The sequence below is a fragment of the Campylobacter sp. VBCF_06 NA8 genome (genome assembly GCF_027737825.1).
Classification (GTDB): Bacteria; Campylobacterota; Campylobacteria; order Campylobacterales; family Campylobacteraceae; genus Campylobacter_B.
This window is the reverse complement of sequence record NZ_JAOVUB010000003.1, coordinates 43485-68828: the sequence shown is the minus strand read 5'-3', so window position 1 is coordinate 68828 and position 25344 is coordinate 43485. Positions and strand designations below refer to the sequence as shown.

Genomic DNA, 25344 nt, shown 5'->3' with positions numbered 1-25344 from the left:
TTTCACATGAGGCAAATACCCTTTTTTAAAGCGCAGGTTGATGATAAAGAAGAATCGCTTATACTAAATGCCCTTCACAATCCACAAATAAAATACTCAGAAATTTTTGAAAACAAAATTTGTGAGTATTTTGGCGTGAATTACGCAATCTCCACTACTAGTGGCACTACTGCGCTTCATCTTGCGCTTTGCACACTCGGTGTCAAGCGCGGAGATAGAATTTTATGCTCAGTTAATTCATTTCCGCATGTAGCGGCGGTTATTAGGCATTTTGATGCTGAGCCGATATTTGTAGATATCGATACAAACACCTTTAATATCACCCCTGAAAGCTTTTCAAAAGCTATCGAGCTAAACAGACACAAAAAGCTAAAATGCGCCTTTATCTCGCATACAGCTGGGCTCGTAACCGATATGGACGAGATTTACGAAATCGCTAAAAAAGAAAATATCACTATCATAGATGACGCTTCTAGGGCCACAGGTGCTACATACAAGGGCAAAAAAATCGGCTCGTTTGAAAACTCGCTGTTTTCGTGCTTTCAGATAAATCCACAAGCCCAAGACGCAATCTCTACGGCTGGATTTTTTGTCACAAACAACGAAGGTTTGGCAAATTCTGCCAAAATTTTACGCAATAACGGAATCGTGGGCGAAGCGTTTTATAAAGACGGAAATTTAGGCTTTACTTACAATGTAGATCGTATCGGTCAAAAATACGATTTAAACTCGATAAATGCGGCATTTGCACTATCACAACTAGAAAAAACAGATACCTTTATCAAGCGTCGCCAAAATATCGCAAAAATGTTTAGGAAATCTTTGGAAAATTGCCCTCATATCGAGCTTCCTACCGATAGCGCGGAGCATATTTATACACAATATATCATCAAAATCGACAAAAACCGCGATGATTTCGCGCGCGAAATGATTTCTAGGGGCATTGATGTAGGGCTTCACTATGTGCCACTGCACCTGCTGAGCTACTACAAATCTAAGTATAATTACAAAGTCAATGACTTCCCAAATGCGCTAAAAAATTATCAGCAAATTTTATCTTTGCCGATTTATGCCTCGCTTAGCGATGACGATGTGGCGTATATCTGCGAAAAAATTATAGAAATTGCGAGAAGCCGTGTTTAAAATTTGGCTCGAAAAAAATTTATACGATCCGGGCGTTATTTGGCTTATAATTTCATTTTTTCTGCTTCCACTCTCAATCATTTTTGGCTTTATTCAGATGATTAGGCGCGCCCTAATTAAGCCCAAAGATTATGGCATAGCAGTAGTAAGCGTGGGAAATTTAACCCTTGGCGGAAGTGGTAAAACTCCGCTTGTGGGGGCGATTTTTACAGAATTTAGCCCCGAGATTCCTACCTGCATAATACTGCGCGGATACGGCCGCAAAAGCCATGGACTACAATATGTGGCGAAAAATGGCAAAATTTTATGCGACATAAAAACCAGTGGCGATGAAGCCATGCTCTATGCCAAAACCCTAAAAAACGCAAGCGTTCTTGTGAGCGAAAACCGCGAAAATGCCATAATGCAGGCCAAAAAAGACGGCTTTGCTCTCGTGATTTTAGACGATGGATTTTCTAAATTTCATATAGAAAAATTTGAAATTGTTTTGCGCCCTAGCGATTCGCCACTTTTGCCATTGCCGCTGCCGGTTGCTGGCTATCGCTATCCGCCAAATTTCTACAAATTCGCAGATTTTATCCCAAGTTTGGACGATATAAAATCCACTAGCGAAATTTCAAATTTCCCAAATCCACACACCGACAAGGAAAATACGATTTTAATCAGCGCAATCGCCAAGCCATGGCGCCTAAAAGAGTTTGAAAAACACGCCAAAGCTAGTTTTTATTTCCCAGATCACTATGATTTTACAAAAGATGAAATTCAAAATTTACTTAATAAATTTAGCGCCACGCATATCATTTGCACCGCCAAAGATTTCGTCAAGCTCGAAAATTTCGGGCTAAATATCAGCGTAATCGAGCTTAAAACCACGCTTAGCGAAAATTTCAAAAACCAAATCAAAGCCTACATTACTAGCAAACTAAACCACTAAATTTGGAGAAAACAATGATAAAATCAAGTCAAATCGCAGAAATTATCATCTCAGCCCTACCTTATATCCGCAAATTTCGCGATAAAATTTTCGTCATCAAATACGGCGGCGCAGCCCAAACCGATGAGGTTTTAAAGCTAAATTTCGCCCGCGATATCACGCTTTTGCACATGGTTGGTATCAAGGTCATCGTCGTGCATGGTGGTGGCAAAAAAATCAACCAAACCCTCGATTTGCTGGATATCAAAAGCGAATTTTGCGATGGTTTGCGCGTAACAAGTAAAGAAGCTATCGAAGTAACCGAAATGGTGCTAAGCGGACTTGTAAATAAAGAAATCACCGCGCTTCTTAACCAAAACGGAGCCCCTGCCATAGGCATTAGCGGCAAGGACGGCGGACTTTTGAAAGCCAAATTTTTAGACCGCGAAAAATACGGCTTCGTAGGCGAAATCACAGATGTAAATACAAAAGTCATTTATGATTTGCTAGATCGCGACTATCTGCCAGTCATCGCGCCACTTGCCGGTGGCGAAAATGACGAAAATATCAGCTTTAACATAAACGCAGATCTTTGCGCTAGCAAAATCGCTAGCTACCTAAAAGCCGACAAAGTGATTTTTCTAAGCGATATCGACGGCGTGCTAGATAAAGAGGGCAAACTCATTAGCAAACTCGATGAAAATTCAATTTCTGCTTTGAAAAAAGACGGCACGATTAGTGGCGGTATGATACCTAAAATCGATGCTTGCTTGGAGTGCATAAACGCAGGCACCAAGGCCGCTCACATAATAAATGGCAAAATCCCACACTCGCTTTTATTAGAGCTTTTCACTGATACTGGTATCGGAAGTTTGATTAGATAAGGAGAATTTATGAAATTAGTTTCCACACGAGATTTTAGCGCCAGCGCCACACTTAGCGACGCACTACTAAGCCCAAGTGCTGCATTTGGCGGACTTTATACACCGCGCGAGTTGCCAAAACTTACACCTGAATTTTGGAGCGAGTGCAAAGAGCTGGGATATAAACAAATAGCTTTAAAGCTTATAAAAGCCCTAGATTTCGACATTTCGCCGGAGGTTTTCAAAACCGCTCTTGCTAGATATGATAGTTTCGAAAACCCTGCCCTGCCACTTGAAATTTCTAAATTTAACGATAATACCTATATTTTGGAACTTTATCACGGCCCGACGCTTGCTTTTAAAGATATGGCGTTGCAACCTTTTGGCGCACTTCTTGGCGAGCTAGCGGCGCAAAGAAATGAAAAATATCTCATAATCTGCGCTACTAGTGGCGATACTGGCCCAGCTACGCTTGAAACATTTGCAAACGACCCAAATATCAAGGTCGTCTGCCTCTATCCAGCTGGCGGAACAAGTGAAATTCAGCGCCAACAAATGGTAAAACAATCAGCCAAAAATTTAAAAATTCTAGGCATTAAAGGGAATTTTGACGACGCACAAAGAGCGTTAAAATCACTACTTAGCGATGATGATTTTAAAAACGAGCTAAAAGCTAATAATCTTTGCCTAAGTGCGGCAAATTCTGTAAATTTCGGCAGAATTTTGTTTCAAATCATCTACTACATTTACGCTAGCGTGCAATTTAGCAAAAATCCAAAATTTAGCGCACACGATAAATTTGATGTAATCGTGCCAAGCGGAAATTTCGGCAACGCCCTTGGTGCGTATTTCGCCAAAAAAATGGGAGCTAGTATCAGCAAAATCAAAATCGCCTCCAACGCAAACAATATCCTAACTGATCTAATCAAAACCGGAATTTATGATTTGCGTGGCAGAGAGTTAATTAGCACGATTAGCCCTGCAATGGACATTTTGATTAGTTCAAATGTCGAGCGCGTGCTGGCTGATTTATTCGGCGATAAACGCACAAAAGAGCTTATGGCTAGCCTTGCGCAAGATAAATTCTACGCCCTTAGCAAAGATGAGCTTACTAAGCTTCAAAGCGAATTTGAGGCCGGTTTCACAAGCGATGATGAGTGCTCGAAATTTATCAAAGAAGCTAGCAGTAGTGGCCGTCTCATCGACCCGCACACTGCAAATTGCTTCAAGCTTTTAGGTGGCGATACGCCGACGCTTATCGTTTCTACGGCGAAATGGATAAAATTTACCCCGTCGATGATAAAAGCGATAAAATCTCGCCCGTGCGAAGACGAAAAGGCCGATATGATCGCGCTTTCGAAAGAGTTTCAAAGCGATATTCCAGCGCAAATTTCACGCCTTTTTGCCAGCCCTGAAATTCACACGAGCATAATCGAGCAAAACGAGATTAAAAACACGATTATTGATTGGATAAAACTATGATTATAATACCTGCCCGCCTAGCCTCAACTAGGTTTAAAAACAAAATTTTATGCGAATTTGCCGGTGTGCCGATGTTTATCAAAACAGCGCAAAACGCCGCGAAAGTCGATAGCGTGCTAATCGCAGTCGATGATGAAAAAATCCTGCAAATCGCTAAGGATTATGGATTTTGCGCCGTTATGACAGATGAAAACCACCAAAGCGGCACAGATAGAATAAACGAAGCTGTGAAAAACGCAAATTTAAACGATGATGAAATTTTAATCAATGTCCAAGCCGACGAGCCGTTTTTTGAGACGCAAAATTTAATTAAATTTAAAGAATTTGCCACCAGCGCGATCAAAAATGGCGCATTTATGGCTAGTTGCTACAAAAAAATCGACGAAAAAAGCGCGCAAGATCCAAATTTAGTCAAGGTGATTTTGGACAACCACGGCTTTGCGATTTATTTTTCACGCGCGCCAATACCTTATCCAAGAGCCGAATTCAAGGACTATTTGGGGCATATTGGCATTTATGCGTATAGCGCAAAAACCTTGCGAGAGTTTTGCGCCCTACCGCCTAGCGTGCTAGAAAATACCGAGAAATTAGAACAACTTCGCGCCCTAAGTGCTGGCAAAAAAATCGCAATGTTGCAAATAGAGACAAACAGCGTTGGAATCGACACGCAAGAAGATTATGAAAAAGCGCTGAAAATTTTTGGGAAATAAAATGGATTTTAACGAATACAAAAATGCCGTCCAAACCCTGAATTTATGGGCGAGAGCGTATTACACGCAGGATAATCCAATCGCTAGCGACGAAGAATACGACGCGCTATATAGCAAGGTCGAAATCTTCGAACGCGCTCACCCAGAGCAAATTTTGCCATACTCCCCTACTTTGCGTATCGGTGGCGAGCTTAGCGAGGGCTTCGAAAAGCTCTCTCACGGCGCGCAAATGTGGTCTATGGAGGATATTTTTAACGACGGTGAGCTTTTGGCGTGGCTTGGGCGTGGCGAAAAGGCAAATTTAGAATTTTATGTCGAGCCGAAATTTGACGGAGCGAGCCTAAATTTGACCTACGAAGACGGCATTTTAATCTCGGCTGCCACGCGCGGAGACGGCAAAATCGGCGAAAATGTAACCGCCAATGCAAGAGCGATAAAATCTATCCCGCTTCAAATCCCATATAACGAAAAAATAGAAATTCGTGGCGAAGTTTTGATTGCTAAAAGCGATTTTGACGCTCTAAACGATGAGCGCGCACAAAATGGCGAAGCGCTGTTTTCAAACCCGCGCAACGCCGCAGCTGGAAGCCTTCGCCAGCTAGATAGCGCGGTCGTAGCGAAGCGAAAGCTTCAATTCATACCTTGGGGTGTGGGCGAGCATAGATTAAATTTCACGCGCCATAGCGAGATTATGGAGTTTGTGCGAAGCCTTGGCTTTAAGAGGGACGATTTTAGGCGAATTTGCGTGAGTGCAAATGAAATCCGCAAGGCTTACGAGGATTTGCACGCCCTGCGCGAGAAAAAAGATTTGATGCTTGACGGCATGGTGCTTCGCATAAACGATGTCGCAAAGTGCGATTTGCTGGGATACACCGTGAAATTTCCGCGTTTCATGGTGGCGTATAAATTCCCAGCTATCGAAAAGGTTACAAGGCTAAAAGACATTGTTTTGCAAGTAGGCAGAACGGGCGCAATCACCCCTGTGGCTGTGGTCGAAAGCGTCAATATCGACGGAGCAAATGTCAGCAACGCTACGCTTCATAATTTCGATGAAATCGAGCGTTTGGGGCTGATGAAAAACGATTTTGTGGGAATTATACGAAGCGGCGATGTGATCCCAAAAATCACAAGCGTCTTTGCTGGGCGCAGAGACGGCTCGCAAACGCCCATAACTCGCCCTAGCGCGTGTCCTGTATGTGGCGGTGGTCTGCTCGATGAGGGTGCCTTGATAAAATGTCAAAATTTGAGTTGCAAAGCACGAATTGTAGGGGCTCTGATCTATTTTTGCTCGAAAAAATGTATGAATATCGAAGGGCTAAGCGAGGCTACGATTAGCTTGCTTCATAGCCTTGGCAAAATTAACGAAATCGCCGATATTTACGCGCTTAGCGAAGCTGATTTTGCGGGGCTTGAAGGCTTTAAAGATAAAAAAATTTCAAATCTCTTAAACGCCATAAATTCGAGCAAGGGCGCAGAGCTTTATCGCTTCATCAGCGGGCTTGGTATCGAGCATATAGGCGAGGTCGCAGCGCGCAAAATCGCCGAGAGTTTTGGCGAGAAATGGCTAGACGCTAGCTTTGAAGAGGTGCTAAATTTAGAAAATTTTGGCGAAGCTATGGCGAAGAGTTTTTGCGAATTTTGCGCCGAAAACAGAGAAAAAATTCGTAATTTAATCAATATCATAAATCCACAAATTTCTAAGAACGAAACCACGCAAACCGCCTTTACAGGCAAGACTATCGTGCTTACTGGCACCATGTCGCGCCCCAGAGATGAGATCAAAAACCGCCTTTTGCAAATGGGCGCAAAGGTTTCTGGCTCAGTATCAGCCAAAACCGATTTTGTGATTTATGGAAGCGAGGCTGGAAGCAAGCTAGATAAGGCAAATGCCCTTGGCGTGCGCACGCTAAGCGAAGATGAGTTTGAGGAAATGGCGCGTGAGATTTGATAGTTTCGTGGCAGACGCTCTAAAAATCAGCCGAAACAAAGCCCAAAATCTCATTAAAGAGGGCAAAATTTTGCTAAATGGCGAAATTTGCGACAAGCTCTCAGCCGAAGTAGCAAGTGGCGAGATTAGCGCGACAGACGAAATTTTCGTAAGCCGTGGCGCACTGAAATTAAAGGGATTTTTAGATGAAATTTCGCTTGATATCGCGGGCGTGCGCGCCCTAGATATCGGCTCATCGACGGGCGGATTTGTGCAAATTTTGCTAAAATACGGCGCAAGCGAGGTTGTAGCCCTTGATGTGGGAAGCGCACAGCTAGATGATAGCTTGCGCTGCGATCCGCGTGTAATCGTGCGCGAAAACACCGATATCAGGGAGTTTGAGAGCCAAACGAGTTTTGAGCTAATCACCTGCGATGTCAGCTTTATCGGGATTGAGAAAATTTTGCCTAGCATTTTGCGCCTTGCTTCGCGCGATATAATCTTGCTTTTCAAACCGCAATTCGAGGTCGGCGTGGGCGCAAAACGAGATAAAAAAGGCGTCATAAAAAATCAAAAGCTAGTAGAGCAAGCAATGGCAAAATTTGAGTTAAACTGCGCTAAAATGGGGCTTATAATGATACAAAAACTCCCTTGTCAAATCAAAGGCAAAGAGGGAAATCAGGAGTTTTTCTATCATTATAAAAAAGGAGAATAGATGAAATTTAAGCAAATTTTAATTTTAACTTTAACTATATTTTTCCTAGGGGCGTGTGCCAAAAGCATTTCGCCAAACGCACCTATCACGCGGGATTTTGACATAGCTAAATTTTGCGGTGGCTGGTATGAGATAGCCCATATCAAGGGCTTTACAGGCGAGTTAGAAAACACAGCTTATGAGATTTTCGTCGATAAAAACGGCTCGATAAATATGCTAAAATCAGCCCAAAGCCAAAGCGGAAAAATCAAATTATCTAGCGAAGAATTAGCCTTTGTGGGCAAAAAATCCGAGGGAAATTTAGTTCGCAAAGGCATGATAAAAAATGCCAAATTTAGCGTCGCTCAAACCGATGTGGATTACAGCTACGCGCTCGTTTTTGGCGAAAACACAGGCGAGCTTTATATGCTTTCGCGCACCAAAACCATGCCCGAACTCATCAAAAATATCTACCTAAACAAAGCCAAAGAAAGTGGCTATGACACCCAAAAAATCGTATGGACGAAGCAAAAATGAGTGAGTCTAGTGAAATTTCAATCCTAGCCAAATTTGGCGAAAACGAGAAATTTCTAAATTTAAATGGAGCGAAAAAAAGCGAGATTAAAGCCCTTGCTATCGGCAATTTCGACGGATTTCACAGAGCTCATCAAAAGCTTTTTGACGCTCTTGGCGAGCATGGCGGCATAATCATAGTCATCGCCGATACTGCGCCCAAACTCACGCCACCTAGCCTAATTAGCCAAATTTGTGAAAAAGAGATTTTTTACTGCGATTTAGTTAGGGTGAAAAATTTAAGCGGAGCCGAATTTATCGCACTTTTAAACGCAAATTTTCCAAATTTAGAAAAAATCGTAGTCGGAAATGATTTTAAATTTGGCAAAAATAGAGCCAGCGACGCAGAGTTTTTGCGCGCGAATTTCGCCGGCGAAACGCTCATAATCGACGAGTTTAAAATCGACGGTGTGGGCGTGCATACGAGGCTGATAAAGGAGTTTTTAAACGCTGGCGAGTGCGAGAAGGCGGCGCAGTTTTTGGGGAGGGAGTATGAAATCTCTGGCAAAGTCATCAGCGGTCAAGGTCTTGGCGCAAAGGAGCTGTTTGCGACGCTAAATCTAGATGCTAGCGAGTTTTATATGCCAAAACATGGCGTTTATGCCACGCTGTGCAGGGTAAAAAACAAAATTTACAAAAGCGTCTCTTTTATAGGGCACAGGGTCAGCACGGATAGCAATTTCGCCATAGAAACGCACATTTTAGGGGAGTTTGGCGCAAATTTCACGCCAAAGCGTGCGAGCGTGAAATTTATCAAATTTATCCGCGAAAACAAAAAATTTGCAAATTTAAGCGAATTAAAAGCGCAAATTTCAAGCGATATCGCCCTTGCTAGGGAAATTTTAGGAAACAAATATGAAAGATGAAATTTTCAAAACGCCGATAAAAAAGCAATTCGAGTTCGACAAAAGCGTCGCTAGCGTCTTTGACGATATGATCGCGCGCTCGGTGCCGTTTTACAAGCAAAGCTCCGAGCTTGTTTGCGAGCTTTTGGCGCGGATTTTGGCTCATGGTGCCAAAGCCATAGACCTTGGCTGCTCGACGGCTGGGATTTTGCTTAGTTTGTATCAAAAGCGCCCTGATTTGGCGCTTTTTGGCGTGGATAACTCCGAGGCAATGCTAGAAATCGCCGCGGCAAAAACCGCTGCTTTTGGCGCGCAGATAAAATTTTCGTGCGAAGATATCTTAGAGTGCGATTTTAAGGGCTTTGACGCCGTGATTTTAAACTACACTTTGCAATTTATTCGCCCGATAAAACGGGCGGAATTTATGCGCAAAATTTATGAAAATTTGGGCGAAAACGGGGTTTTGATTTTCGCTGAAAAGCTCGTTTATGAGGATAAAACGCTTAGCAAAAATATGATTGAAATTTACGAAAATTACAAAGAAAATCAAGGCTATTCGAAGTTTGAAATCGCCCAAAAGCGCAAAGCGCTCGAAAATGTGCTAATCCCATACACTGAGAGCGAGAACAAAACACTCGCGCTTAATGCTGGATTTGCCAGTGTGGAAATTATCTTTAAATGGGCGAATTTCGCTGTTTTTATGGCGAGAAAATAGGCGAATTTCGCCCCCTTATTTTTTGGTAACACTGCCCCGAAAATTTGTGTTTTGCAAAATTTGTAGCATTTTGGAAAGTTAAAATTTTAAATGACTTGAAATCCACAAAATAGCTTAAAAACGATTTTGGCTTGTGGTATAAATTTAGACTAGTAACTCTATTTTTAAGTAATTTTATCAGCGTATCATGCCAAAATTTCGTGTCCTTAGCCATCTATTCAAATGCAGTTTAAAATTTGCCCTCTTTAAATTTATCATATCGTCGAAGCTAAAATTTTAAAACGAGAAAATTAACGGATTTTATACAACGATATAAAATAATGGTGCCTATCTTCGCAGGTCGTCTCATAGCTCCTATATGTTTTGCGTGTCAAGCAGACATTTTTGAGCTTGGTCGCTATCTAAATTTAACTCTTTTTCTTTTAAGTTTTGTATTTGACATTTTTTATTCCTTTAAAAATTTTAATTATTTGTTGAGCGAAATAAGCTATTTGCCTATCCATTGCCACCGCCATTGCTTTTTATTAATTCCGTCGTTATTTATAGGAATTTCATAAAACCAAATAGCATTAGAAATGCCACCTTTGTGTCCGTCACGAAATTTTTCTATTTCGGATTTCATTTCTTTTAAATCGCTATCTAAGCAAACAAGTCCATCTGGTGTTTTGTAGCATTTATCGATATATACGAAAGTTTTCTTTTTTCTACAATACTTACTTTTACCAAGCAATCTACCAACAAAACTAGTAGGTATTTCACACTCTTTTATCTCAAAAGCGTCGGAAGGGTAAATCGAAAAATTCTTTATATCGTCAAATATTACAGTTTTTCCAACAGGATAATTAATCTTGCTAAATCCCGCATAAACCCAATTCCCGTGACTTTCTTTGTTATAGTCGGCGATAATTTGAGCGTCTTCTTTGTAGTAAGGAATTTTTTCGTTTATATTTACGATTTCTTGTGTTATGTCTTTTATATCAAAATTATTTGATATTCCTTGAAGTAAATCAAAAGTTCCATTATCATCTATATGAGAATTTATGATTTCGGATATTTCCAAAATCATTTCGTCCATAGCCAAATTTTTATCTAACTCGTAAAATTTGTTGCCATGATTTTCTTGGTTGTAGCTTTCTATAATATAGACTTTAAATTCAAACTCATCTTGTGTAAAAATTTGCAATAACTCATCTTTGGTTAAAATTTTATGATGTCTAAAACTATAACCGATGAAATTTAAATACCCAATAATCGGCAACCCAACTATGGCAATAATCGATAAAGCAATAAGTAGAATTTTGGTCTTTTTATGAATTTTCATATAATAATTTCCTTTGTAAATTTTGTGCTGACTTGTTTTTTATATTTTCTCCCTTTGATTTTAAAATTTAAGCCAGATGCCTACCGCCACACGCCTCTGGCGCGCACTTCACCACTTATGCAAATTCCATTTCGCATGACGCAGTTATTTTGGAAGCTCTTAGCTCTTTGCGTGGTGAGATGCTGTGGCACGGGCACAGGTTTGGCGACTCTGTTTTGCTCATGCGCGCCAAAGCGGCGCCCTCGGTGCTCCTCGTAGCGCGGCGGTAGTGATCTGCGTCGTAGATTGCCCTCCTCTATGATAGTGATACCATTGCCGAAATTCTGTTCGTAGCGGTATCTTGGCGGGTGATTTACATAGACCTTTTTTTCTGGTTGGATTATGATTATGTTTTGTTCGCTCTCTTTTTTAGGTTCTGGGACAGGCTGGGGCTTTGGCAGGGCTTGTAAATCAAAATTTTGCGCGAGCCTAGTCGTATCATAACCGCCAAAACCGGTTATGTTTTTTAGCTGATTTTCATCTGTGATTTCGCGCGATTTGCGGTAGTTTATGAGCATGTCCGCCCTGCCCGCATCAAGCCCGCCAATGGTCATTAGCTCGTATCTAGTCGCGTCGTTTATGTTGATTTTGCCCCACAAAGAAGCGCACAAAAATAAAAAAACAAAAAGCTTTTTCATAACTTTCCTTTTTATGAAATTTAGCCAAATTCTAGCGCAAATTTTGATAATAATGTGTAAATTTATGGAATTTAAATTTTGCAAATTTAGCGTTTGGAATTTTTAACTCGTAGATTGCCACGGCGACTTTGTCGCCTCGCAATGACAGATTAGAGGCTATGGAATTTCTCTGGATTGCTTCGCTTTGCTCGCAATGACACAGAATTTGCGCTTAGGTAATTTTCACTCGTAGATTGCTTCCTCGCTTCGCTTCTCGCAATGACAACAAATTTTAGCGTTTGAATTTTTTCGTAGTAAAAAGCAAATTTGCGAATTACAAAATTCGCAAATTTGAAATTAAATTTTATTTGAATAAATCGGTAGAAAGGTATCTCTCGCCGGTGTCATTTAGCGTGGTTACGATGATTTTGCCACGATTTTCGAAGCGATTGGCGATGATGTTTGCCGCATAGACATTTGCGCCGCTTGAAATGCCCACTAGCAAGCCCTCTTTTTGCGCCAAAGTCTTTGCAGTATCGAAAGCTGCGCCATTTGCGACCGCGATATACTCATCGATTATGTCTAAATTTAGATTTTTCGGTATGAAATTTGCGCCGATTCCTTGTATTTTGTGGCTTCCAGCGCACCCTCTACTAGCTAATGGCGACGAATCAGGCTCGACCGCGATTACCTTTAAATCAGGGTTTTGCTCTTTGAGATATTTCGCAGTCCCGCTTAGCGTGCCTCCCGTGCCAAATCCAGCGACTAAGATATCGACTTTGCCGTCTGTATCGCGCCAAATCTCAGGGCCAGTGCTCTCGTAGTGGGCTTGTGGGTTGGCTGGATTGTCAAACTGGCTTGGGATAAATGAATTTGGGTTTTCCTCGGCTAGTTCGTTTGCCTTATCCACGGCACCCTTCATGCCAAATTGCGGATCTGTGAGCACGATTTTCGCGCCAAAAGCCGCGATTAGCTTTTGTCTTTCGATACTCATCGAACTTGGCATTGTTAGGATTAGTTTTAGCCCCATTTTCGCAGCTACCATGGCTAGTCCTACGCCCGTATTTCCGCTAGTTGGCTCGATTAGGATAGTGTCTTTGTTGATGAGATTTTGCACGAAGGCGACCTTGATGATATTCCACGCGATACGATCTTTGACTGAGTGGCTTGGGTTTAGAAACTCAGCTTTTGCAAGTATTGTCGCGTTTTTTGAAAAGGTATTAATCCTAACTAACGGAGTGTTGCCGATTAGATCTGTTACATCATTTGCTATTTTCATTTTTTTCCTTTTTTTATCGTTGTGAAACTGCGCGCAGCCCTAAATCAAATACTAAAATCCAAAAATTTAGTGCTTTCTTCCTTGTATTCTTCAAATTTGCTAATTGATTTGTTGAAAATTTCTAGCAGTTTTTCATCATACTCTTTGAAAAAAAACTCTAAATTTGGGTTTAAAAGCTTCAAATTCGTAAGCTTAAAGTCCTTTTCCATAGCCTTGAAAACATCGGCAAATGTGATATCCTCGATATCGCGCGAGAGATAATATCCGCCGTTTTTGCCCTTTATACTCTCGATCAATCCACCGCCTCTAAGGCCATTTAAAATTTGCTCCAAATAGTTTTTTGAAACCAAAATTCTATCTGAAATTTCGCTAATGCTAATCGGCGAAATTTCGCTAGCTTTGGCGATTTCTAAAATCGCCATTAAACCATAAACGCCTTTTGTAGATAAAAGTGCCATATATTCCCCTTATTTAGTCGCTTTTTCGATTGCGTTTTTAAGATCATTAATCAAATCGTCAGTGTCTTCTAGCCCCACGCTAAGTCTTATTAAGCCCGGAGTAATCCCTGCGCTTAAAAGTTCCTCGTCGCTTGATTGCGAGTGAGTTGAGCTAGCTGGGTGAGTGATAACGGATTTGCTATCGCCGATATTTACGACAACGGCGAAAATTTTCACCTCTCGCATGATATCATCAGCTACTTTTCTGCTTCCTGCATCAAAACACAAAAGCCCGCTACATAGCCCCTCGGTGAAATTTTCGCTCACAAATTTATTTAGTGGTGAGCTTTTTAGCCCTGGGTAATTTACGCTTTTTATCGCTGGGTGATTTTCTAAAAATTCAGCGATTTTTTGCGTTTTGCGAGAGTGTTCTTTGACCCTCACGCTTAGGGTTTCAAGCCCCTGAATCAACTGCCAAGCGCTAAATGGGCTCATCGTCGCACCGATATCGCGAAGCAAACCAAGGCGAATTCGAAGCGTGAAAATGTCGAAATTTTCTACTAAATTTGTATAAACTAGCCCATGATAGCTCTCATCGGGCTCGTTGAAATCAGCATATCGTGGATTGCCTATGATTTTTTTGTTTGTGCTTTTACCCGAGACGACAGCACCTGCGATGGTTAGCCCTTGACCACTGATATACTTACTCGCACTATGCACGACGATATCGGCGCCTTTTTTGATAGGATTAAACAGCACTGGCGTGGCGACTGTGTTATCCACAATGCTGATAATGCCGTATTTATCGGCGATTTCGATAATTTTATAAAAATTTGGAATTGCCACTTGCGGATTTGAAAGCGTTTCGAAGAAAATCGCCTTTGTTTTATCATCAATCAAGCTTTCTAAATCGTCCGCGCTATCTGCGTCGAACATACGCGTCTCAATGCCAAATTTTTTAAGCGTATGAAGCATTAAATTTGAAGTTCCGCCATAGACTTTTTGCGCCATAATGATATTATCGCCCGCACTTGCGACATTTGCGACCGCATAAAATGAAGCGGCTTGACCGCTAGCTGTGCCAATCGCCGCCACGCCACCTTCAAGGGCTGCAATGCGCGCCTCGAAAATATCGACCGTTGGGTTATTTAAGCGCGTATAAATGGGACCAAGGCTTTGCAATGCAAACCTAGCTGCCGCCTCCTCACTCGTGCCAAAGTCAAACGCTGTGGTTAGATAAATCGGCACCGCCATTGCACCACAGCCCTCTTTCGAGCTGTATCCTGCGTGAGTCGCTAGTGTTTCGAAGTTAAATTCCGCCATCTTTCCTCCTTAAATTTTAAAATTTTCGGGGATTATAACAGATATTTACCAATAAGTCAATAGATAAAATATATTTTGTAAAACCCCTATTTGTAACAGTTTCAAAAAAATATAGTTTTAATAATATATAGAAAAAATATGTAAAATAAAAAATAAAGCTAAATTTGGTATAATCCCACTTTTGATTTCAAAGGATAAAATTTGAGCCAAATAAATGAAAAAAGCGATCGTATCAAATATATCCGCGCCTTAGAGCGCTTCGCAAAATCGGCAATTTCGATTTTGAAACGAGATGATTTTGACGAGAATTTATTTAAAATTCGCGTGATAAAAAACTACGAAGTTTTAAAAAAAGTAGAAGCTGTTTATTTAGACCAGCCCTACACGAAATCGCTCGAAAACTTCGTCAAATCGGTCCTAGCGCACAAGGGCAAAGACGAGCTGATAAAAGAGGCAAATTTGCTAGAAAAACTCAAAAATTCAAAAACTTACAAAAAAGAGAAGCACAAGGGCAAATTTAGCGATGAATTTTAAAGTAAAATTAGCGCGCAAAGCGCGCCACTACTAGCGTCGGCCTGGTGGAGGGCGCGGGGGCGGGCGGCCATCGCAACTCTGAGCGCCGCCCCCGCAAAAAAATAAAATTTATGGAGTAAAAAATGAAAAAAGTATTGATTTTAAGCGGGGCTGGGCTGAGTGCGGCTAGCGGGCTTCGCACATTTAGGGAGAGTGGCGGACTTTGGGAGCAATACAGCGTGGCAGAGGTTTGCTCGGTGCCTGGTTTTTTAAAAGATAGAGCGAAGGTGCTTAAATTTTACGATGAGCGCAGGGCGCAATTAGCGGGTTGCGAGCCAAATTTAGCCCACCACACAATCGCGAAATTAAAAAAAGAATTTGGAGAAAAAATCGTCGTGCAAACCCAAAATGTCGATGATCTGCTAGAACGCGCAGGTTGCGAGGGTGTAATTCATTTGCACGGATTTTTGCCCGAAATTCGCTGTGAGGCGTGCGGACATATCCAAAACATCGGCTACGCGCCAATAAATGGGCAAATTTGCGAAAAATGTAAAAGCCCTAAAATGCGCCACAATATCGTTATGTTTGGCGAGCAAGCCCCGCACTACGCCGATTTATACGAAGCACTGCAAGAGTGCGAAATGTTCGTCTGTATCGGCACGAGCGGGGAAGTGCTCGATGTAGCAGGCTATACAAGATACTTTAAAATCAGCGTTTTAAACAACCTTGACGCCTCGCGAATCGATAAATTTTTCGATAAATGCTACACCGAAAGCGCCGTTACCGCCGCGCCAAAATGGGAGAGCGATATTAGAAATTTTTTGCAAGGCGAGGCGCATGAAAACGATAATCTTTGATATGGACGGCACGCTACTTGATAGCAAAAAGGCCATTTGCGAGAGTATAAATTTCACTAGAAACCGCCTTAATCTCGCACCTTTGGAGCATGATTACATAATGAGCGTGATAAACGATCCCGCGCAAAACCCCTTTATCGCGCTATATGGCACACAGAGCGTGAGCGCGGAGCTGGGGGCTGAATTTATGGCTGTGTATATGGGGAATTACCGCAAATTCGCCCTGCCCTATCCTGGGATTTTGGATTTGCTAAAAAAATGTAAAAATGCTGGCTTTTTCGTCGCCCTAGCCTCGAATGCTCCACAAGCTAGCCTTGCTAGCATAGCCGAATTTACGGGACTAAGCGAGTTTTTTGACTTTATCGTGGGTGAGAGCGAGAGAGTGCCGCACAAACCAGATCCCGCTATGATTTTAGAAGTTTTGAAAAATAGCAAATTTAAAAAAGCAATTTTTTTAGGCGATAGCAAAAAGGACGAATTCGCCGCCAAAAGGGCAAATATCCAGTATCTGCAAGTAAGCTGGGGTATGGGCGAGTTCAGTGCGGGCGTAAAAAACGCAAAAACGCCAGAGCAGGCGTGGGAGATTATCGATAAATTCTAGCTTGGATTAAATTTAATTTTGCTATAATCGCTAAATTTTTTATCAAAAAAGAAAGAAATAATGGACAAAATCGATCAAATTATGCAAAATTTCATCGCTAGTTGCGGATACAGCGTGGCTAGCGAAATGTTTTTGACTCTTAGTTCAGGCAAAAAACTGCGCTCAAAACTGCTTTTAAATATTGCAGGAGAGAGTGAAGAGAGCCTAAGACTATGCGCTATTACTGAGCTTATTCAGGCTGCTAGCCTGCTGCATGATGATGTCATCGACGAAAGCGTAATGCGCCGCGGCAAGCCCTCAATCAACGCAACCCAGGGCTCTAAAAACGCCGTTATGCTCGGCGACATACTCTACTCCAAAGCTTACAGTGAGCTTTGCAAATTTCCTAGCTTCATCGCTACTTCGCTAAGCTCAGCCGTCACCAAACTCGCAATCGGCGAAATGATGGATGTAAAAATGTCGCAAAATTTCAACTCTGACGCCCAAAAATACACCCAAATGATTTATTACAAAACCGCCGTTTTCATCGAGGAAGTGGCAAGAAGTGCGGCGTATTTGAAATTTGGCGAGGGCGCGGAGGTAAAACAATTTGGCGAATATGGCAAAAATTTAGGCCTTGCCTTTCAAATAATCGACGATATTTTGGATATCACGCAATCAAGCGAAGTGTTAGGAAAGCCGAATTTGGGGGATTTCAAAGAGGGCAAAACTACGCTAGCGTATATTTATCTATACGAGAATTTGGGCAAAAATGATAAAGAAAAACTAAAATCGCTTTTCAAAAAAGAGCTAAACGAGGACGAAATTTCGTGGCTTAGGGCAAAATTTAGCGAGTATAAAATCATCGAGCGTTGCATAAATGAAGCGAAATTTTTAGGCACTAGCGCAATAGAAGCGATAAAAGATTTCAAAAACGAAAAACTTATACAAATCGCTGAAAATATGATAAATAGGGAGTTTTAATGGCTTATATGAGTGTGAGTTTTACTCACAAAAACACAGACATTACAGTGCGTGAAAAGCTATCTTTCACAAACGATGTGCGAAAAAAGGAAATTTTGCGACTTTTGTGCTCGAACGCGAGTATCAAAGAGTGCATGGTGCTAAATACCTGTAACCGCGTGGAAATTTTCGCTAGTGTAAGCGATTATGAGGCTGCGTCGAAATTTACCCTACTTGCGCTATCTCGCGTCAGTGGCGTGGGGCTAGACGAGCTAGAAACCAGGGCTGATTTATACGATGATGACGGCGCGATTCATCATCTTTTTTCGGTCGCAAGCTCGCTTGATAGTCTAGTTGTCGGCGAAACGCAAATCGTAGGCCAGCTAAAAGATGCGTATAAATTTGCGCTTGAAAACAACAACACAGGCGAGGATATCAAAAGTGCAATCGACGCTTCGCTAAAATGCGCTGCTAGCGTGCGCACAAAAACCGAAATTTCCAAAAATCCAGTATCTGTTTCAAGCGTGGCAGTATCCATGGCAAAGGAAAAATTAGGCTCGCTTCAAGGCGAGGAAGCCATAGTGTGCGGTGCTGGCGAGATGAGCGAGCTAGCGTGCAAACACCTGCTCGCAAGTGGCGCGAAGATTACAATTTTAAACCGAAATTTAAAAAACGCCGAAAATTTAGCCAAAAGCCTAGGGGAAGGCGTGAAATTTGATAGCTTAGAAAATCTAAAAAAATATGTCAATATCAATAGACTATTTTTCAGTGCGACAAGCTCCGCTACGCCAATAATCACCGATGAAATCATTGAAGCCAAAAATTTCAAACGCTACTTTTTCGATATCGCCGTCCCGCGCGACATAGAGCTAAGCCAAAGCGAGGATATCGTCGTATATAGCGTCGATGATTTAGAAGAAATCGTCAAAAACAACCTAATCTTGCGCGAGGAGCAGGCTCACAACGCCTATGCGATCATCGGGGCGCAAACCAGCGAGTTTTTCAATAGCCAAAACGCCAAAGCAGCCACCCCACTCATCAAGGCCCTACGCGCCAAAGCCCGTGAGGTTTCCGAAATCGAGCTAGAAAAAGCTATCAAAAAAGGCTATTTAAAAAACAGCGACAAAGAAGAGGCTAGGAAACTAATTCACCAAGTTTTCAAATCATTTTTGCACACGCCAACGACAAATTTGAAAAATTTAAAGAGCAAGGACGAGATTGATTTCGCGACAAATTCGTTAAACGAAATTTTCGCCCTTAAAGAAAATTACGAAAAATTTTTAGACTACGAAAATAGCAAAACAATGGAGAATAAAAATGAAATTTAGCAAACTTTTTGCACCGACATTTAAAGAAGCGCCAAAAGACGCCATTTTGCCAAGCCATATTTTCTTGCTTAGGGCAGGATTTATCGAGCAGTTAGGCAGCGGACTTTATAATTTCATGCCGCTAGGGAAAATGGTTTTAAACAAAATCACGCAAATCGTGCGCGAAGAAATGAATAACGCAGGCGCGCAAGAAGTCGCATTTAGCGTGGTTACACCAGCTGATGCGTGGAAGGCAAGCGGCAGGTATAACAAATACGGCAAAGAGCTTTTGCGTCTAAAAGACCGCAAAGAAAACGACTTCGTCCTAAGCCCGACAAACGAAGAAAGCGCCGTGCTAATGGTGGCGAACAAAATCACCAGCTACAAGCAACTCCCGCTTCATATCTACCAAATAAACACCAAATTCAGAGATGAGGCAAGACCGCGCTTTGGGTTACTTCGTGGGCGCGAATTTACTATGAAAGACGGATATAGTTTCCATGCAAACGAGGTTGATTTGAAGCGTGAATTTGATCTCATGGAGCAAACATACACCAAAATTTTCACCCGTCTTGGGCTAAATTTCCGTGCCGTCGAAGCCGATAGTGGCGCAATCGGCGGAAGCGGAAGCAAGGAATTTATGGTTTTAGCGGATAACGGCGAGGACGATATTTTAGTCTGCGCTAACTGCTCTTATGCTGCTAATATCGAAGCAGCGCACCGCGCTAAACGCACAGCCCCTTGCGAAGCGCCAGAAACCGAGGGTATGATGAAATTTCACACGCCAGGCACCAAAACAATCGAGAGCGTGGCTGAATTTTTCAAAGTGGATAAATTTTTTACAATCAAAGCCGTGATGAAAAAGGCAATCTACGAAGATAGCGCAAAAATCGTGGTTTTCTTCGTGCGAGGCGACGATGATTTGCAAGAGACAAAGGCACAAAACGCTTGTGGTGCGCTAGAACTAATCGACGCAGATGAGAGCGAAGTGCGCGAAGCTGGGCTTGTGCCTGGATTTTGCGGGCCATTTGGTCTGCCAAGAGATATTGATTTTTATATCGATGTCGAGCTTGAAAACGAGCGCGAAATGATAGCTGGGGCAAACGAAGAAAACTACCATTTAATCGGTTGCGCGGTTACGAATTTTAACAAAACTCGCTTCAAAGATTTAACCGAGGTCAAAGCTGGGGATAAATGCCCGTGCTGTGGGGGCGAACTGCGCGTTACAAAGGGCATTGAAGTAGGACACATTTTCCAGCTAGGACAGAGATATTCAGACCCTATGGGAGCGAAATTTTTAGACGAAAACGGCAAAACACAGCCATTTTTCATGGGTTGCTATGGTATCGGCGTGAGCCGTTTAGTCGCAGTCGCAGTCGAGTCTAGCCACGATGAGAAGGGTTGCGTGTGGAGCAAAGAGCTATCGCCTTTTGCGCTAGAAATCATCATTTCAAATGCAAAAGATGAAAATATCGTCAATTTTGCGACTGAGCTTTACGAGAAATGCCGAAATTTAGGCATTAACGCCTTGCTTGATGATAGAAATGAGCGATTTGGCGTTAAGATGAACGATTACGAGCTTATGGGATTTCCATACGCCCTGCTAGTCGGCAAAGGCTTGGCTAATGGCGAAGTAGAGTTTATCGAGCGCAAAAACCTAGAAAAACAAAGCGTCAGCGTGGATAAAATTTTTGATTTGATTAAAGAAAAGTTGGCGTAAATTTTGTAAATTTAAGGGAAAAAAATGAAAAAACTTGCCATAATTGCGCTATTTGCGCTGTTTTCTTATGCGCAGATTAACCCGCAGTCCCAGGAGCTGTATTCGGACGATGCGCACAGCTACACCCTAGTTCAAACCGGCAACGAAAATTTAGACATTTTGCTAAAAAACCGCCTGTTTGGGATTTGCGAGGGCGAGAGTATCGACGAGAGATGCGCGCTTTTGCTAAAAAGCTTGGACGCGAAAAAATACGCCACAAGTTTAGTAGAACAATCCAAAGCCCAAGCCGATAAAGAAATGGCTCAAAATGGCGATTTGGACTTTCATAGCGAATTTAGCGCCGAGCAGAGTTTTATCTCGCAAATCGGCAACCTAGCCCAAATCAAGCAGTTTTCATACTCGTATTCTGGCGGAGCGCACGGCATGGAGCACACGAGCTATATCATCTACGATTTACTCGCAGACAAGAAAATCGACATTGCAAATGTCCTAATCGGCGCGGTTAGCGTGGAGCCCCTATACAAGGAGATTTTCAAGGGTTACAAGGATATGCTTCGCGCAGATATCATAGCCTCGCAGCCAAACTGCGACAAAGCCTGCCAAGAGCGCGATATTACGGAGTTTATCAAGACATTTTGGGTGGATAATCTGCCAGAAGATATCGTTTTTAAAAGCGAATTTTACTTCGCCAAAGAGGGCGTGGCGTTTGTCTTCGCGCCGTATTTCATCGCGCCGTATGCTATGGACGAGCCCGAAATCATCGTGCCTTACGAAAATTTAAAAGGCATTTTCAAAGAGGAATTTTTAAAATTTTAACAAATTTAGCGTAAAATTTTACGCTAAATTTTACATAAAATTCAACGCAAATTTAATTTTGGAGAGAAAATGAGAGCATTTGCAGAGTGGGAAAATCAAAACGCACTTTTAGTTTCACTGCCTCACGAGGATAGCGACTGGGCGCCGTATTTGGGCGAGATTAGTAGCGCTTATACGCACTTTATCCGCGCTGTGGCGCAGTTTCAGCCGCTCATAGCTATCGCACCAAAACGGGCAGTATTCGACAAAGTGTGTGGCGAAATAGACGAGAAATTCGCCGTTAATTTCGTGCAAATCCCTACAAATGACACTTGGATACGCGATTATGGCGCGATTGATGTCGAAAATGAGGGCAAGGTAGAGGCGCTAAATTTCACCTTCAACGCTTGGGGCGGGAAATTTGCGAGCGAAAAAGACAATGCGCTAAATGCCACGCTTTATGAAATTTGGGGCAAAGCGCTGCGCGATGTCGATTTGATTTTAGAGGGTGGAAGTGTCGAATTTAACGGCGCTGGCGTGCTAATAACGACCGAGGAGTGCTTGCTAAATGACAACCGAAACGCCCTTAGCAAAGAAATTTTAGAGCAAAAGCTAGGCGAAATTTTTGGGCTAAAAAAAATAATCTGGCTTAAAGGCGGATTTATTCAGGGCGATGATACAGACTGCCATATCGACACGCTGGCTAGATTTGTGGGCGAAAATCTCGTTGCCGTGGCTTCATGCGATGATTCTAGCGACATACACTACCCTGCCCTGCGCTCGCTAAAAGAGCAGATTTTAGCGCATGGATTCGAGGTCATCGAACTTCCGCTTCCAGCGCCGATTTTTTACGAAAATAGGCGTTTGGGAGCTACTTATGCGAATTTCGTATTTGTAAATGGAGGACTTATCGTGCCTACTTATGGCGATAAAAACGACGAAATCGCGCTCTCTCGCCTCTCAAAAGCTTGCCCGGGGCGCAAGGTCGTTGGCGTAGATGCGCGGGTTTTTATCCGTCAAAACGGCTCGCTTCACTGCTCGTGTATGAATAAATTCAGCAATAAAATTTAAAATTTAAAGGCAAAAAATGAAAAATTTAAAAGTAGGACTAATCTCACACAAATTTTACGGCACCAAATCAGCCACGATAGCGCGCACTAAGGAGCTTATCGCCGAGGCGGCGAAAAAAGGGGCGAATTTAATCGTGCTTCAAGAACTCCACCAAACTCACTATTTTTGTCAGCGCGAAAACACCGAAAATTTCGACTATGCGACAAATTTCGAAGACGATGTGAAATTTTGGGGCAGTATCGCCAAAGAATTTGGCGTGGTGCTTGTGGCTTCACTTTTTGAGCGCAGGAGTGCTGGGCTGTATCACAACACGGCTGTGGTTTTCGAGCGCGACGGCAAAGTGCTTGGCAAATACCGCAAAATGCATATCCCAGACGATCCGAATTTTTATGAAAAATTCTATTTTACGCCCGGCGATATGGGTTTTGCGCCGATTGATACGAGCGTGGGAAGGCTGGGCGTGCTGGTGTGCTGGGATCAGTGGTATCCTGAGGCAGCGCGCGCAATGGCGCTTCGTGGGGCGCAGGTGCTAATCTATCCGACTGCGATTGGCTGGTTTATGGGTGATGATGTGGCTGAGAGAATTCGCCAGCTAGAAGCGTGGGTTGCGGTGCAAAGAGGGCATGCTGTGGCAAACTCACTACCTGTAATCGCTGTAAATCGTGTGGGGTTTGAAAAAGCAACTCTTAGCGAAATTTCGCCAAAAGAAATTTTATCTAATAGCAAAAAAGCTTATAAAGCTGGAAATGCCTGCGATGATGAGGGAATTTTGTTTTGGGGAAATAGCTTTGTTTTTGGTGCGCAAGGCGAGGAGGTATTTCGTAGCGAGTGCGAGAGCGAGCTGTGCGAGGTCGTGGAGATTGATATGCAAAGGTGCGAAAATGTGCGCAGGTGGTGGCCGTTCTTGCGCGATCGCCGAATCGAAAGCTACGGCTCACTTTTAAAAAGATTTGATGATTAGGGGCGAAATTTGAAGAGAATTTTACTATTTTCAATAATTTGCATTATTGGGATTTTTATCCAAATAAGCTTTGATGAAAAATTCTTTTATCCAAAAATTGCTTGTAAATTAGGCAGTGAAAATTCGTGTTCGAAAATCAATATAGAGGGAAATAAATTTTTGACAAATTACCGCCTTGATGAAGCTGAAATTTTGCTTCGCACCGCTTGTGAAGCAAAATTTTATAAAGCATGCTCGAATTTAGGCGCACTTTATAACAAAAAATCTCTTTGGTATTTCCAGTACTCTTGCGCTAATGGATTTTATGGTGCTTGCGATAATCTGGGAAAATTTTATGTCGGAAGCTTTAAATACGATATGGCTATACCGCTTTTTACGGACGCTTGCGATCACGGCATCGTATCTAGCTGTCAAATTTTAGCTTTTATGTATCATATCGGTAAAGGGGTGCAACAAAACCCTGCAAATGCAATGAAATTTTACGAAAAAGCTTGCAAATTAGGCTCAAAAAATGATTGCGAAACTTTAAAAAAATTCAAATAAAATATAAAATTTAGCCCCGCCTTGGCCAGTCAAATACACCTCGCAAATTCGCCCTATTTCACATACGGGATAAACTCAGCGTATCCGCGCTCGCTCATTTTTTCGAGCGGGATAAATTCGAGCGAGGCGCCGTTTATGCAGTAGCGCAAACCGCCCTTTTCTTTGATGCCGTCCTCAAAAACATGCCCCAAATGCGCCCCGCCAAGCCGCGAGCTAACCTCCGTGCGCACCATGCCATGTCTCGTATCGCGCGCATAATCTAGCGCGTCGGTAGTAATCGGCTTAGAAAAGCTCGGCCACCCGCACCCTGCGTCGAATTTATCCGTCGAGCTAAAAAGCGGTTTTTTCGTAACGACATCGATATAAATGCCCTTTGCGTCGAGTTTATCAAATTCGCTCGTGTATGGGCGCTCCGTCGCCTTTTCTTGCGTCACGCTAAATTGCAACGGCGTTAGATTTTCCTTCATCTCTTCTGGACTAGGGAGCGCGAACCTACTCTCGTCATAAAGCGGTTTGCTCGCCAAATTTAGGTCGATATGACAATATCCATTTGGGTTTTTGCCAAGGTAGTTTTGGTGATACTCTTCTGCGCGCGCGTAATTGCGTAGTGGTGCGACCTCGACGGCGATTTTTTCTTTATATTTTTTTTGTTTTAAGGCGATGAAATTTTGCAAAAATTCCTTGTCGCTCTCGTTGGTGTAGTAAATCCCCGTGCGATACTGCCTGCCGACATCGTTACCTTGTTTATCGACACTTATGGGGTCAATCACTCTGAAAAAATGCTCCAAAATCTCGGCAAATGCCACGACATTTTCATCAAATTTGATTTTTAGGGTTTCGGCGTGGTCTGTGTTTTTGAGCGAATAATAATCCGTTTTTTCGCTATTGCCGTTTGCGTAGCCAACCTCGCTGCTCGCGACGCCCTTTACTCGCCTAAAATACCCTTCCATACCCCAAAAACAGCCACCCGCTAAATAAATTTCTTTTAAATTTTGATTTTTGCTCTGCACGCTTTCGCCCTTTAAATTTATTTCATCTGCGCCTAAAAACAGCGCAAAACATAGTAAAAATTTTAAAATTTTCATCATTTTTGCCTTGTTTGATTAAAAATTCCTGCGATTTTAGCGTAAAATTTTAAAATTTTAAGTTAGTT

The 25344-nt window shown here is 42.4% G+C and carries 26 protein-coding genes; 20 read left to right on the top strand and 6 right to left on the bottom strand.

The window, feature by feature from the left end; translation table 11 throughout:
• Positions 1–6 precede the first annotated feature (6 nt).
• Genes OFO10_RS04650 through cmoA form a run of 10 tightly spaced genes read left to right on the top strand, consistent with a single transcriptional unit; the run spans position 7 to position 9865 of the window.
• Complete coding sequence (locus OFO10_RS04650) at positions 7–1143, top strand: DegT/DnrJ/EryC1/StrS family aminotransferase (protein ID WP_270866272.1); 1137 nt, start codon at positions 7–9, stop codon at positions 1141–1143.
• Positions 1136–2077, top strand: coding sequence for a tetraacyldisaccharide 4'-kinase (locus tag OFO10_RS04645; RefSeq protein WP_270866271.1), 942 nt, complete (start codon positions 1136–1138; stop codon positions 2075–2077). The genes OFO10_RS04650 and OFO10_RS04645 overlap by 8 nt, the downstream gene beginning before the upstream one ends.
• A 14-nt stretch (positions 2078–2091) precedes the next feature.
• Positions 2092–2940 (top strand): acetylglutamate kinase, encoded by an 849-nt coding sequence (gene argB / locus OFO10_RS04640; protein WP_270866270.1) that lies wholly within the window; start codon positions 2092–2094, stop codon positions 2938–2940.
• Positions 2941–2949: 9 nt separating this feature from the next.
• Positions 2950–4401: a threonine synthase gene (gene thrC, locus OFO10_RS04635; protein ID WP_270866269.1), complete on the top strand. Its 1452-nt coding sequence runs from the start codon at positions 2950–2952 to the stop codon at positions 4399–4401.
• The gene (kdsB, locus tag OFO10_RS04630; protein ID WP_270866268.1) at positions 4398–5111 is read left to right on the top strand and encodes a 3-deoxy-manno-octulosonate cytidylyltransferase; all 714 of its coding nucleotides are present in this window, start codon (positions 4398–4400) and stop codon (positions 5109–5111) included. The genes thrC and kdsB overlap by 4 nt, the downstream gene beginning before the upstream one ends.
• 1 nt (position 5112) lies before the next feature.
• On the top strand, positions 5113–7059 hold the full coding sequence (gene ligA / locus OFO10_RS04625) for an NAD-dependent DNA ligase LigA (RefSeq protein ID WP_270866267.1): 1947 nt from the start codon (positions 5113–5115) through the stop codon (positions 7057–7059).
• Complete coding sequence (gene tlyA / locus OFO10_RS04620; RefSeq protein ID WP_270866266.1) at positions 7049–7753, top strand: 23S rRNA (cytidine-2'-O)-methyltransferase TlyA; 705 nt, start codon at positions 7049–7051, stop codon at positions 7751–7753. Before ligA ends, tlyA begins: the two co-directional genes overlap by 11 nt.
• Positions 7754–8269, top strand: a complete 516-nt coding sequence (locus OFO10_RS04615) for a lipocalin family protein (protein ID WP_270858934.1) — start codon at positions 7754–7756, stop codon at positions 8267–8269.
• A complete protein-coding gene (locus tag OFO10_RS04610) occupies positions 8266–9171 on the top strand; it encodes a bifunctional riboflavin kinase/FAD synthetase (RefSeq protein ID WP_270866265.1) in 906 nt (301 codons plus the stop codon). The genes OFO10_RS04615 and OFO10_RS04610 overlap by 4 nt, the downstream gene beginning before the upstream one ends.
• Positions 9161–9865: a carboxy-S-adenosyl-L-methionine synthase CmoA gene (gene cmoA / locus OFO10_RS04605; RefSeq protein WP_270866264.1), complete on the top strand. Its 705-nt coding sequence runs from the start codon at positions 9161–9163 to the stop codon at positions 9863–9865. The genes OFO10_RS04610 and cmoA overlap by 11 nt, the downstream gene beginning before the upstream one ends.
• Positions 9866–10352: 487 nt before the next feature.
• Here the strand turns inward: cmoA and OFO10_RS04600 are convergent, their stop codons facing one another.
• The 5 genes from OFO10_RS04600 to OFO10_RS04580 form a co-directional block, all read right to left on the bottom strand.
• Positions 10353–11186: a hypothetical protein gene (locus OFO10_RS04600; protein ID WP_270866263.1), complete on the bottom strand. Its 834-nt coding sequence runs from the start codon at positions 11184–11186 to the stop codon at positions 10353–10355.
• An 80-nt stretch (positions 11187–11266) separates the two neighbouring features.
• Entirely contained in the window at positions 11267–11863 is a 597-nt protein-coding gene (locus OFO10_RS04595; RefSeq protein WP_270866262.1) for a hypothetical protein, read from the bottom strand.
• 343 nt (positions 11864–12206) lie between these two features.
• Positions 12207–13121, bottom strand: a complete 915-nt coding sequence (cysK, locus tag OFO10_RS04590; protein ID WP_270864410.1) for a cysteine synthase A — start codon at positions 13119–13121, stop codon at positions 12207–12209.
• A gap of 44 nt (positions 13122–13165) precedes the next feature.
• Positions 13166–13579 (bottom strand): RrF2 family transcriptional regulator, encoded by a 414-nt coding sequence (locus tag OFO10_RS04585; RefSeq protein ID WP_270858939.1) that lies wholly within the window; start codon positions 13577–13579, stop codon positions 13166–13168.
• A gap of 9 nt (positions 13580–13588) precedes the next feature.
• On the bottom strand, positions 13589–14881 hold the full coding sequence (locus OFO10_RS04580; RefSeq protein WP_270866261.1) for an O-acetylhomoserine aminocarboxypropyltransferase/cysteine synthase family protein: 1293 nt from the start codon (positions 14879–14881) through the stop codon (positions 13589–13591).
• Between the two features lie 201 nt (positions 14882–15082).
• Here OFO10_RS04580 and OFO10_RS04575 point away from each other — a divergent pair, with 201 nt between their 5' ends.
• From OFO10_RS04575 to OFO10_RS04530, 10 genes are all read left to right on the top strand, one after another.
• The gene (locus OFO10_RS04575) at positions 15083–15415 is read left to right on the top strand and encodes a hypothetical protein (protein WP_270866260.1); all 333 of its coding nucleotides are present in this window, start codon (positions 15083–15085) and stop codon (positions 15413–15415) included.
• Between the two features lie 122 nt (positions 15416–15537).
• Positions 15538–16251 carry an SIR2 family NAD-dependent protein deacylase gene (locus tag OFO10_RS04570; RefSeq protein WP_270866259.1) on the top strand — a complete coding sequence of 238 codons (714 nt, stop codon included), beginning with the start codon at positions 15538–15540 and terminating at the stop codon, positions 16249–16251.
• On the top strand, positions 16232–16852 hold the full coding sequence (locus tag OFO10_RS04565) for an HAD family hydrolase (RefSeq protein WP_270866258.1): 621 nt from the start codon (positions 16232–16234) through the stop codon (positions 16850–16852). Before OFO10_RS04570 ends, OFO10_RS04565 begins: the two co-directional genes overlap by 20 nt.
• A gap of 60 nt (positions 16853–16912) precedes the next feature.
• Positions 16913–17815, top strand: a complete 903-nt coding sequence (locus OFO10_RS04560) for a polyprenyl synthetase family protein (RefSeq protein WP_270866257.1) — start codon at positions 16913–16915, stop codon at positions 17813–17815.
• A complete protein-coding gene (gene hemA, locus OFO10_RS04555; protein WP_270866256.1) occupies positions 17815–19122 on the top strand; it encodes a glutamyl-tRNA reductase in 1308 nt (435 codons plus the stop codon). The genes OFO10_RS04560 and hemA overlap by 1 nt, the downstream gene beginning before the upstream one ends.
• On the top strand, positions 19112–20821 hold the full coding sequence (locus OFO10_RS04550) for a proline--tRNA ligase (protein ID WP_270864417.1): 1710 nt from the start codon (positions 19112–19114) through the stop codon (positions 20819–20821). Before hemA ends, OFO10_RS04550 begins: the two co-directional genes overlap by 11 nt.
• Before the next feature lie 24 nt (positions 20822–20845).
• On the top strand, positions 20846–21637 hold the full coding sequence (locus OFO10_RS04545; protein WP_270866255.1) for a DUF3298 and DUF4163 domain-containing protein: 792 nt from the start codon (positions 20846–20848) through the stop codon (positions 21635–21637).
• A 69-nt stretch (positions 21638–21706) separates the two neighbouring features.
• Positions 21707–22687 carry an agmatine deiminase family protein gene (locus OFO10_RS04540; RefSeq protein WP_270866254.1) on the top strand — a complete coding sequence of 327 codons (981 nt, stop codon included), beginning with the start codon at positions 21707–21709 and terminating at the stop codon, positions 22685–22687.
• Between the two features lie 16 nt (positions 22688–22703).
• Complete coding sequence (locus OFO10_RS04535; protein WP_270866253.1) at positions 22704–23648, top strand: carbon-nitrogen hydrolase; 945 nt, start codon at positions 22704–22706, stop codon at positions 23646–23648.
• Between the two features lie 159 nt (positions 23649–23807).
• On the top strand, positions 23808–24191 hold the full coding sequence (locus OFO10_RS04530) for a tetratricopeptide repeat protein (protein WP_270866252.1): 384 nt from the start codon (positions 23808–23810) through the stop codon (positions 24189–24191).
• 53 nt (positions 24192–24244) lie between these two features.
• Here OFO10_RS04530 and msrB read toward each other — a convergent pair whose 3' ends face one another.
• On the bottom strand, positions 24245–25276 hold the full coding sequence (gene msrB, locus OFO10_RS04525; protein ID WP_270866251.1) for a peptide-methionine (R)-S-oxide reductase MsrB: 1032 nt from the start codon (positions 25274–25276) through the stop codon (positions 24245–24247).
• Positions 25277–25344 lie beyond the last annotated feature (68 nt).

What these genes read in the sequence shown, in the direction of transcription:
- OFO10_RS04650 (WP_270866272.1), top strand. Translation starts at nt 7, where the DNA reads ATGAGGCAAATACCCTTTTTTAAAGCGCAGGTTGATGATAAAGAAGAA.
- argB (WP_270866270.1), top strand. Translation starts at nt 2,092, where the DNA reads ATGATAAAATCAAGTCAAATCGCAGAAATTATCATCTCAGCCCTACCT.
- thrC (WP_270866269.1), top strand. Translation starts at nt 2,950, where the DNA reads ATGAAATTAGTTTCCACACGAGATTTTAGCGCCAGCGCCACACTTAGC.
- kdsB (WP_270866268.1), top strand. Translation starts at nt 4,398, where the DNA reads ATGATTATAATACCTGCCCGCCTAGCCTCAACTAGGTTTAAAAACAAA.
- ligA (WP_270866267.1), top strand. Translation starts at nt 5,113, where the DNA reads ATGGATTTTAACGAATACAAAAATGCCGTCCAAACCCTGAATTTATGG.
- OFO10_RS04615 (WP_270858934.1), top strand. Translation starts at nt 7,754, where the DNA reads ATGAAATTTAAGCAAATTTTAATTTTAACTTTAACTATATTTTTCCTA.
- OFO10_RS04610 (WP_270866265.1), top strand. Translation starts at nt 8,266, where the DNA reads ATGAGTGAGTCTAGTGAAATTTCAATCCTAGCCAAATTTGGCGAAAAC.
- cmoA (WP_270866264.1), top strand. Translation starts at nt 9,161, where the DNA reads ATGAAAGATGAAATTTTCAAAACGCCGATAAAAAAGCAATTCGAGTTC.
- OFO10_RS04600 (WP_270866263.1), bottom strand. Translation starts at nt 11,186, where the DNA reads ATGAAAATTCATAAAAAGACCAAAATTCTACTTATTGCTTTATCGATT.
- OFO10_RS04595 (WP_270866262.1), bottom strand. Translation starts at nt 11,863, where the DNA reads ATGAAAAAGCTTTTTGTTTTTTTATTTTTGTGCGCTTCTTTGTGGGGC.
- cysK (WP_270864410.1), bottom strand. Translation starts at nt 13,121, where the DNA reads ATGAAAATAGCAAATGATGTAACAGATCTAATCGGCAACACTCCGTTA.
- OFO10_RS04585 (WP_270858939.1), bottom strand. Translation starts at nt 13,579, where the DNA reads ATGGCACTTTTATCTACAAAAGGCGTTTATGGTTTAATGGCGATTTTA.
- OFO10_RS04580 (WP_270866261.1), bottom strand. Translation starts at nt 14,881, where the DNA reads ATGGCGGAATTTAACTTCGAAACACTAGCGACTCACGCAGGATACAGC.
- OFO10_RS04570 (WP_270866259.1), top strand. Translation starts at nt 15,538, where the DNA reads ATGAAAAAAGTATTGATTTTAAGCGGGGCTGGGCTGAGTGCGGCTAGC.
- OFO10_RS04565 (WP_270866258.1), top strand. Translation starts at nt 16,232, where the DNA reads ATGAAAACGATAATCTTTGATATGGACGGCACGCTACTTGATAGCAAA.
- OFO10_RS04560 (WP_270866257.1), top strand. Translation starts at nt 16,913, where the DNA reads ATGGACAAAATCGATCAAATTATGCAAAATTTCATCGCTAGTTGCGGA.
- hemA (WP_270866256.1), top strand. Translation starts at nt 17,815, where the DNA reads ATGGCTTATATGAGTGTGAGTTTTACTCACAAAAACACAGACATTACA.
- OFO10_RS04550 (WP_270864417.1), top strand. Translation starts at nt 19,112, where the DNA reads ATGAAATTTAGCAAACTTTTTGCACCGACATTTAAAGAAGCGCCAAAA.
- OFO10_RS04545 (WP_270866255.1), top strand. Translation starts at nt 20,846, where the DNA reads ATGAAAAAACTTGCCATAATTGCGCTATTTGCGCTGTTTTCTTATGCG.
- OFO10_RS04540 (WP_270866254.1), top strand. Translation starts at nt 21,707, where the DNA reads ATGAGAGCATTTGCAGAGTGGGAAAATCAAAACGCACTTTTAGTTTCA.
- OFO10_RS04535 (WP_270866253.1), top strand. Translation starts at nt 22,704, where the DNA reads ATGAAAAATTTAAAAGTAGGACTAATCTCACACAAATTTTACGGCACC.
- msrB (WP_270866251.1), bottom strand. Translation starts at nt 25,276, where the DNA reads ATGAAAATTTTAAAATTTTTACTATGTTTTGCGCTGTTTTTAGGCGCA.